The sequence below is a fragment of the Streptomyces sp. PA03-1a genome (genome assembly GCF_033792805.1).
Lineage (GTDB): Bacteria > Actinomycetota > Actinomycetes > Streptomycetales > Streptomycetaceae > Actinacidiphila.
In genome coordinates, this window is record NZ_JARAVO010000006.1 from 70,376 (window position 1) to 78,381 (window position 8,006).

At 72.6% G+C, this 8,006-nt stretch carries 7 protein-coding genes and 1 pseudogene; all 8 read right to left on the reverse strand.

All coding sequences use genetic code 11. From position 1 onward, the window contains the following. Positions 1 to 104: 104 nt before the first annotated feature. The gene (locus tag PV341_RS02610; protein ID WP_500356553.1) at positions 105 to 1,613 is read right to left on the reverse strand and encodes an NADH-quinone oxidoreductase subunit N; all 1,509 of its coding nucleotides are present in this window, start codon (positions 1,611 to 1,613) and stop codon (positions 105 to 107) included. Continuing rightward, positions 1,613 to 3,184 (reverse strand): complex I subunit 4 family protein, encoded by a 1,572-nt coding sequence (locus PV341_RS02615; protein WP_500356555.1) that lies wholly within the window; start codon positions 3,182 to 3,184, stop codon positions 1,613 to 1,615. The genes PV341_RS02610 and PV341_RS02615 overlap by 1 nt, the downstream gene beginning before the upstream one ends. Before the next feature lie 3 nt (positions 3,185 to 3,187). After that, positions 3,188 to 5,188 (reverse strand): NADH-quinone oxidoreductase subunit 5 family protein, encoded by a 2,001-nt coding sequence (locus PV341_RS02620; protein ID WP_500356557.1) that lies wholly within the window; start codon positions 5,186 to 5,188, stop codon positions 3,188 to 3,190. Beyond that, positions 5,185 to 5,562 carry an NADH-quinone oxidoreductase subunit NuoK gene (gene nuoK, locus PV341_RS02625; RefSeq protein WP_499513365.1) on the reverse strand — a complete coding sequence of 126 codons (378 nt, stop codon included), beginning with the start codon at positions 5,560 to 5,562 and terminating at the stop codon, positions 5,185 to 5,187. Before nuoK ends, PV341_RS02620 begins: the two co-directional genes overlap by 4 nt. Then, positions 5,562 to 6,122 carry an NADH-quinone oxidoreductase subunit J family protein gene (locus tag PV341_RS02630; RefSeq protein WP_500328199.1) on the reverse strand — a complete coding sequence of 187 codons (561 nt, stop codon included), beginning with the start codon at positions 6,120 to 6,122 and terminating at the stop codon, positions 5,562 to 5,564. The genes nuoK and PV341_RS02630 overlap by 1 nt, the downstream gene beginning before the upstream one ends. Further along, positions 6,119 to 6,703 (reverse strand): NuoI/complex I 23 kDa subunit family protein, encoded by a 585-nt coding sequence (locus PV341_RS02635; protein WP_500356561.1) that lies wholly within the window; start codon positions 6,701 to 6,703, stop codon positions 6,119 to 6,121. The genes PV341_RS02630 and PV341_RS02635 overlap by 4 nt, the downstream gene beginning before the upstream one ends. Further along, positions 6,703 to 7,665 (reverse strand): NADH-quinone oxidoreductase subunit NuoH, encoded by a 963-nt coding sequence (nuoH, locus tag PV341_RS02640; protein ID WP_500328201.1) that lies wholly within the window; start codon positions 7,663 to 7,665, stop codon positions 6,703 to 6,705. The genes PV341_RS02635 and nuoH overlap by 1 nt, the downstream gene beginning before the upstream one ends. Next, positions 7,662 to 8,006, reverse strand: a pseudogene (locus tag PV341_RS02645) (NADH-quinone oxidoreductase subunit C); the annotation flags it as partial. The gene nuoH and the pseudogene PV341_RS02645, both read right to left, overlap by 4 nt.

Below are 8,006 nucleotides of genomic sequence, written 5' to 3' on the forward strand. Positions count from 1 at the left end.
GTGTGCATCGGGAGGACCTTCTCTCCTCGTCCAAGGAGAACCTCCCGTAGGGGCCAACGCCACCGGAGGGGCGTTAGTTCCCTTGTGCACCTTCTTCGGGGTGCTCAGAGCAGGGTGTCGGAGGCGAAGCGGAGGATGAGCTGGGGTGCGCCGGACAGGACGATCCCGACGACGGCGGTGAGCGCGATGGCGGCGCCGAGCGGGCGCGGGGTGCCGGCCGGGCGGGCGGTGGCGGCCGGTTCCGTCCCGGGCTTCGCGAAGAGCAGGACCGTCCACCGAAGGTAGTAGACGAGTGCGATGACGACGTTGACGGCCATGACGGCGGCCAGCCAGCCGAGGTCCGCGTCGACGGCCGAGGAGAAGACGGCGACCTTGGCGAACAGGCCGATGACGCCGGGCGGCAGGCCGGCCAGGCAGAGCAGGAAGAAGGCCATGGCCAGTGCGGCGAGCGGGTGGCTGCTGTGGAGGCCGCGGTAGTCGGTGAGGCGGTTCTGCGGCGCGGTGCGGGCGACGAGCGCGGCCACGCCGAAGGCGCCGAGGTTCACCGCGCCGTACATCAGCGCGTACGCGAGGGTGGTGCCGACCTGGTGGTCGGGGTCGGTGTACGCCGCGGCGGCGATCGGGACCAGCAGGTAGCCCGCCTGGCCGATGGACGACCAGGCCAGCAGGCGGACCGCGCTGCGCGGGCGGTCGGGGCGTTGCACCAGGGCGGCGACGTTGCCGACGGTCATGGTGAGGGCGGCCAGGACGGCGACGGCGGGGCCCCAGACGTGCGCGTACGGCCGGAAGGCGACGACGGTCACGAGGATGAGGCCGGCGAACCCGGCGGCCTTGCCGACGACCGACAGGTAGCCGGCGACCGGGAGCGGGGCGCCGGTGTAGGTGTCGGGCACCCAGAAGTGGAAGGGCGCGACGGCGAGCTTGAAGGCGAAGCCGACGACGGTGAGGGCGGCGCCGGCGGCGGCGAGGGTGTCCAGGCGGGGGTCGACGCCCTGCAGTCCCTTGGCCATGGCCTCCAGGTGGAGGGTTCCGGTGGCGGCGTAGACGAAGCTGACGCCCAGCAGGGTGACGGCGGTCGCGGCGACCGAGGACAGGAAGAACTTCAGGGCCGCCTCGCTCGACAGCCGGTCGCCGCGGCGCAGGCCGACCAGGGCGAACGACGGGAGGGTGGTCACCTCCAGGGCGATCACGAGGGTCGCCAGGTCGCGGGAGGCGGGCAGCAGCGCGGCCCCGGAGGCCGAGGAGAGCAGCAGGAACCAGAACTCGCCGGCCGGCAGCTCGTCGAGGGTGTGCACCGACAGCAGGGCCGCGACGAGCGCTCCGGCCAGGACCAGCAGCTGCACCACGAGGGTGAAGTGGTCGGCGACGTAGGAGCAGTCGGCGGGGCTGCCGACGAGGCAGAAGGTGGTGCGGTCGCCGTCCAGCAGCGGCAGCAGGCTCAGCCCGGCCAGCACGAGGCCGGCCAGGGTGATCCCCACCAGCGGCTGCTTGCGGCCGTCGGGCAGGAAGAGGTCGGCGACCAGTACGACGAGCGCGGCCGCCGCCACGATGGCGGGCGGGGCGATCGCGGCCCAGTCGACCGACTGGACGACGGAGGTGGCGAGGGTGCTCATCAGCTGCCTCCGAGCAGGGTGCGCACGGCCGGGTCGGTGAGGCCGAGCAGGGCGGCGGGCCAGAGGCCCGCGAGGACGGTCAGGACGACCAGCGGGGTCCAAGCCGCGAACTCGTAGCCCCGGACGTCGGCGAGGGCCGGCGCGGCGTGGACGGTGTCGCGTTCGCCCATGCAGACGCGGCGCACGACGAGGAGGAGGTACGCGGCGGTGAGCAGGGTGCCGAAGGCCGCGACCGCGGTGAAGACGAGGTAGGCGCCGCGGTCCAGGCCCGGGGCGGGCTTGAAGGAGCCGAACATCGCGAGCATCTCGCCCCAGAAGCCTGCCAGGCCCGGCAGGCCGAGGGAGGCGACGGCGGCGAAGGCCAGCAGGCCGCCCATGCGGGGGGCCTTGCCGTACAGCGCGGCGCCGGTCTGCCCCGCGAGGCCGTCGAGGTCGGTGGTGCCGTAGCGGTCCTTGAGGGCGCCGACCAGGAAGAAGAGCAGGCCGGTGATGAGTCCGTGGGCGATGTTGGCGAAGAGTGCGCCGTTGACACCGGTGGTGGTCAGGCTGGCGATGCCGAGCAGCACGAAGCCCATGTGGCCGACGGAGCTGTACGCGATGAGGCGCTTGAGGTCGCCTCCGGCGCCGCGGCGGGCCAGGGCCAGGCAGGCCAGCGACCCGTAGACGATGCCGACGACCCCGAAGGCGGCCAGGTAGGGCGCGAAGGTCTGCATGCCCTCGGGGGCGATGGGCAGCAGGATCCGCACGAAGCCGTACGTGCCCATCTTGAGCAGGACGCCGGCCAGGAGCACCGAGCCGACCGTGGGGGCGGCGGTGTGGGCGTCGGGGAGCCAGCTGTGCAGCGGCCACATCGGGGTCTTGACGGCGAGGCCGAGGCCGATCGCGAGGACGGCGACCAGTTGCGTGGAGTGACTGAGAGCTGCTCCGGGGCCACTGTCAGTGGCGAGTGCCACCATGTCGAATGTGCCCGCCTTCAACCCGATGAGGAGCAGGCCGAGCAGCATGATCACGGAGCCGAGCAGTGTGTAGAGGATGAAGCGCAGGGCGGACTTCTCCCGGTTCTCGCCGCCCCAGCGGGCGATGAGGAAGTACATCGGGATGAGGACCGTCTCGAAGGCGAGGAAGAAGAGCAGCAGGTCGAGCACGGCGAAGGTGGCGAGCGTGCCCGTCTCCAGGAGGAGCAGGAGCGCCACGAAGGCCTTCGGGGACGGGCCCGCGGGCATCTTGAAGTAGCTGTAGAGCGCGCAGAGGAAGGTCAGCAGCGCGCTCAGGACGAGGAGGGGGAGGCTGATGCCGTCGATGCCGAGGTGGATGCGGATGCCGAGGGCCGGGATCCAGCTGATGTCGGTGCTCGCCTGCATCGTCGCGGGGTGGTCGTGGTCGAAGCCCACGGCGAGGACGATGCTCAGGGCGAGGACGAGACCGGTGACGGTGACGCCGTGGCGCAGCACGGCCTGGTCGGGGTCCTTCCCCCGCAGACCGGGCGGAGGCGGCAGCAGGGCCGCCGCGGCGCCGAGCAGCGGCAGGACGACGGCGGCCGCGAGGACGTACTGGAGGACGGTGTCGTTCACGGCTCACGCTCCGACGGCGACGAGGACGGCGAGGATCACGGAGCCGGCCAGCAGCACGCTGATGTAGGTCTGCACGTTGCCCGTCTGGGTGCGGCGCACGAGCGCCCCGAGCAGCCGGGGCAGTCCGCCCGCGCCGCGGACGTACGTCTCGACGACCTCGCGGTCGAGGAAGCGGACGAGGCCGGAGGCGGCGAGCACGGGACGGACGAAGAGCGCCGCGTACAGGGCGTCGAGGCGGAAGCCGTGCGAGGCGGGCTCGAAGAGCGGGCCGAGGAGCAGGCGTCCGGGGTCGCCGGGGTCCCGGGCGGCGGCGACGTCACCGTAGACCTGTTCGTGGGTCTGCGAGGCGGCGGCCTCGGTGAGCGCCGGCTCCTCGTCGGCCGCCGCGGGGACCAGGGCCCCCATGGGCGCGCTGCGGCGGGTCGCGGTGGCCTGCCAGGCGCCGTAGGTCGCCAGGATGCCGACGACGCCGAGGCCGACGCCGAGAATCGAGGTGACCAGGGTCGGGGCGAGCTCGTTGCCGTCGAGCCAGGCGGGGAGGTCGAAGAACTTCGGCACGAGGGAGACGGCACCGAAGGCGAGGGTGGGGATCGCCAGCACCCACAGCACGGCGGTCATGACGGCCGGTTCCTTGCCGTGGGCCTGGGGGGCCGCGGCGCCCTGGCCGCGGAAGGCCAGGAGGAACAGGCGCGTGGCGTAGCCCGCGGTGAGCACGGCGGTGACCAGCGCGGCGACCAGGACGAGCCAGCCGACGGCCGACGGGACGCCCTCGGCGTGGCCGGAGGCGGCGTGCTCGGCCGCCCGCAGCACCGACTCCTTGGAGAAGAAGCCGGAGAAGGGCGGGATCGCGGCCAGGGCGGCCAGCGCGATGCCCATGGTCCACATGGCGTCGGGGACGCGCTTGCCGAGGTCGCCCATGCGGGACATCGCGGCCAGCGAGTTGGTGCCGGCGGCGTGGATGACGACGCCGGCGGCGAGGAAGAGGAGGGCCTTGAAGGCACCGTGCGAGACCAGGTGGAACACGGCGGCGCTGCGGTCGCCGACGGCGAGGGCGGCGGCCATGTAGCCGAGCTGACCGATCGTCGAGTAGGCGAGCACGCGTTTGACGTCGTCCTGGGCGAGCGCGGCCAGACCGGAGCCGATCATGGTGACGGCGGCCAGCACGCCGAGCACCGCGAGTGTGACGGTGGAGGCCTCGAAGACCGGCAGCAGCCGGGCGACGAGGTAGATGCCGGCCGCGACCATCGTGGCGGCGTGGATCAGCGCGGACACCGGGGTGGGGCCGGCCATCGCGTCGGGCAGCCAGGTGTGCAGCGGGAACTGCGCCGACTTGCCGGCGACACCGGCGAGCAGCAGCAGGCCGACGAGGGTCGGGTGCGCGATCCCGCCGTGGGTGGCCGCGGTGAGGATGCCGTTGATCCGGAACGTCCCGGCGTCGGCGGCGAGCGCGAAGACGCCGATCAGGAAGGGGACGTCGCCGAGCTTGGTGACCAGGAAGGCCTTGAGCGAGGCGGCCCGGGCGACCTCGGTCTCCCAGTAGTGGCCGACCAGGAAGTACGAGCAGATGCCCATGACCTCCCAGCCGACCAGCAGCACCATCAGGTCGCCGGTGTAGACGACCAGGAACATGGCGGCGGTGAAGAGGGAGACCAGGGCGGAGTAGGAGGCGTAGCGCGGGTCGTGGCGCAGGTAGGCCGTGGAGTACAGCTGCACGCAGGTGGCGACCAGGCCGACGAGGACGGCGATGAGGACCGCGAAGCCGTCGAGGTGCAGGGCGAGGTCGATCGGTACCGAGCCGGTCGGCGTGAGCCGGGTCGCGGCGTCGGTGGCCGGGCCGCTGCCCTGGCGTACGGCGACGACCACCGCCAGCACGAAGGCGGTCGCGGTGGGCAGCACGGCCAGCGGCCGGACGAAGCCGGGGGCGGTGCGGCCGAGCAGCAGACCGCCGACGGCGCCGAGGAAGGGGAGGAGGGGGACGAGGACGGCGAGGGTCGTCAGGGTCACGCTGCGGCCTCGGCCTTCTCTTCGGGTGCGGAGGGCCCGTCCCCTTCGCCCTGCGGGTCGTGCGGGTCGTGCTCGGCGAGGTCGGTGAGGCGGTCGACGTCCGAGCTGCCCCGGTTGCGGTACACCAGCAGGACGATGGCGAGGCCGATGCCGATCTCGGCGGCGGCGATGACGATGACGAACAGCGTCAGCGCCTGCCCGGCGTGGAGGGTGTCGCGGAGCCAGACGTCGAAGGCGACCAGGTTGAGGTTGACCGCGTTCAGCATCAGCTCGACCGACATCAGGACGAGGATCGCGTTGCGCCGGGCGAGGACGCCGTACAGGCCGACGGAGAACAGGAGGACGGCGAGGACGGCGGGATAGGCGAGATGCATCAGCGCTGCTCCCCCGGCTGCTGACGGGACTGCTTGCGGGACAGGACGATCGCACCGACGAGCGCGGCGAGCAGGAGCACCGACAGCGCCTCGAACGGCAGCACCCAGTGCTGGAAGAGGATCCGGCCGGTGACCTTGGTGGAGCCCTGCGCGGCGCCGTCCACGTCGATCCAGGTGGCCCGGAAGGCGTCCACCACGACCCACACCAGCGTGCCCGCGGCGGCGACGGCCACGGCCAGCGCCGCGATCCGGTTGCCCGAATCGGCGTCCGGGGAGCGGCCGATGGGCGCCTTGGTGAGCATCAGCCCGAACAGGACGAGCACCACGACCGACCCGACGTAGATCAGCACCTGCACCCAGGCGATGAACTCGGCGGTGAGCAGCAGGTATTCGACGGCGACGCCGCCGAGCGCGACGACCAGCCACAGCGCGGCGTGCACCAGCTGCTTGGTGGTGACGCTGACGACGGCGGCGGCGAGGGTCGCGACGCCGACCAGGAGGAAGACGATCTCGACCCCGGTCGGGGACAGGAAACCGGGGTGGGCCGCGGAGAGGTTCACGCGTCTCCCCCCGGCTGCCCGGCCTCGGGCCCGGCCTCGGGCCCGGCCTCGGCGGCGGCGACCGCGGCGGCGGCCTTCTCCGCGGCCTTGCGGGCGGCACCGAGCTCCTTGGGCTCCTCGGCGGCCGGGTCGAGCGGCGGCGGGGCCGGCACCGTCCACATCCACTCGCGCAGCTTGTCGCGCTCGTGGGTGAGGTCGAGGATGTCGGTCTCCGCGTACTCGAACTCCGGCGACCAGAACAGGGCGTCGAAGGGGCACACCTCGATGCAGATGCCGCAGTACATGCAGAGCGAGAAGTCGATGGCGAAGCGGTCCAGCACATTGCGGCTGCGCTCGCGGCCGCCGGGGGTGACGGCGGGCACCGTCTCCTTGTGGGAGTCGATGTAGATGCACCAGTCGGGGCACTCACGGGCGCACAGCATGCAGACCGTGCAGTTCTCCTCGAACAGCGCGATCACACCGCGGCTGCGGGGCGGCAGCTCGGGCTGCACCTCGGGGTACTGCGCGGTGTGCGAGCGCCGGGTCATCGTGCGCAAGGTGACGGCGAGGCCCTTGGCCAGGCCGGAACCGGGGATGCCCATCAGGAGATCACCACCTTCACCACGCCGGTGAGCGCGATCTGGGCCAGGGCGAGCGGGATGAGGACGGTCCAGGCGAACCTCTGCAGCTGGTCCTCGCGCAGGCGCGGGTACGTGACCCGGAGCCAGATGACGACGAAGGCCAGGACCGCGGTCTTGAGCAGCGTCCACAGCCAGCCGAGGCTGCCGGACCAGGGGCCGTGCCAGCCGCCGAGGAACAGGACGGTGGTCAGGCCGCACAGCACGACGATGCCGGCGTACTCGGCGAGCAGGAACAGGGCGAAGCGCATGCCCGTGTACTCGGTGTAGGCACCGAAGATGATCTCGGAGTCCGCGACGGGCATGTCGAAGGGCGGCCGCTGGAGTTCGGCGAGGCCGGCGGTGAAGAACACGAAGGCGCCGATCAGCTGCCACGGCGTCCACCACCAGGCGTACGCGTCGACGATGCCGGGCAGCGAGAGCGTCCCGGCCGCCATGGCGACGGACGCGGCGGCGAGCAGCATCGGCAGCTCGTACGACATCAGCTGCGCGGCGGTGCGCAGACCGCCGAGGAGGGAGAACTTGTTGGCGGAGGCCCAGCCGGCCATGAGGGAGCCGAGCACGCCGACGCCCATGACGGCGAGCACGAAGAACAGGCCCGCGTCGATGTCCTGGCCGACGAGTCCGCCGGGGCCGACCGGGATCGCGACGATGACCAGGAGGTAGGGCAGCAGCGCGACGGCGGGCGCGAGTTGGAAGATCTTCCGGTCCGCGTCGGCCGGGACCACGTCCTCTTTCTGCGCGAACTTCACGCCGTCGGCGACGAGCTGGGCCCAGCCGTGGAAGCCGCCGGCGTACATGGGTCCGAGGCGGCCCTGCATGTGGGCCATGACCTTGTGCTCGGTCTGGCCGACGACGAGGGGCAGGACGAGGAAGGCGACGAGCACGGCGAGCAGCCGGAGGATCACTTCGAGGGCGTCGCTCACGGTGTGCTGCCTCCTTCTGCGTCGTCGTTGCCGGGGGTGTCCGGGGTGGTGCCGGCGGTGTCGGCGTCCGCGGTGGGCCGAGCGGGTCCGCCGTCCCGGCCCTCGTCCGGTGCGGTCGCGGGTTTCGCCGGTTCCGGCTGCGCTTCCGCTGCCGGGGCGGGTTTGGCGTCGGGCTGCGCTTCCGCTGCCGGGGCGGCGGCCGGTTCGGGGTCGCGGGGGACGTCCCAGGGCGCGTCCGGGGTGCGCTTGCGGGGCGTCGCGGGCTCCGCAGGAACCGCGGAGGTCCCGGGAGCCGCCGGGCTCCCGGCGGTGCCGGCCTGGCTGACGGAGCCGTCGCCCGC

Excerpts from the sequence above, each read along its gene's own strand:
- nuoK (WP_499513365.1), bottom strand. The coding sequence starts at position 5,562 with ATGCATCTCGCCTATCCCGCCGTCCTCGCCGTCCTCCTGTTCTCCGTC.
- PV341_RS02610 (WP_500356553.1), bottom strand. The coding sequence starts at position 1,613 with ATGAGCACCCTCGCCACCTCCGTCGTCCAGTCGGTCGACTGGGCCGCG.
- PV341_RS02635 (WP_500356561.1), bottom strand. The coding sequence starts at position 6,703 with ATGGGCATCCCCGGTTCCGGCCTGGCCAAGGGCCTCGCCGTCACCTTG.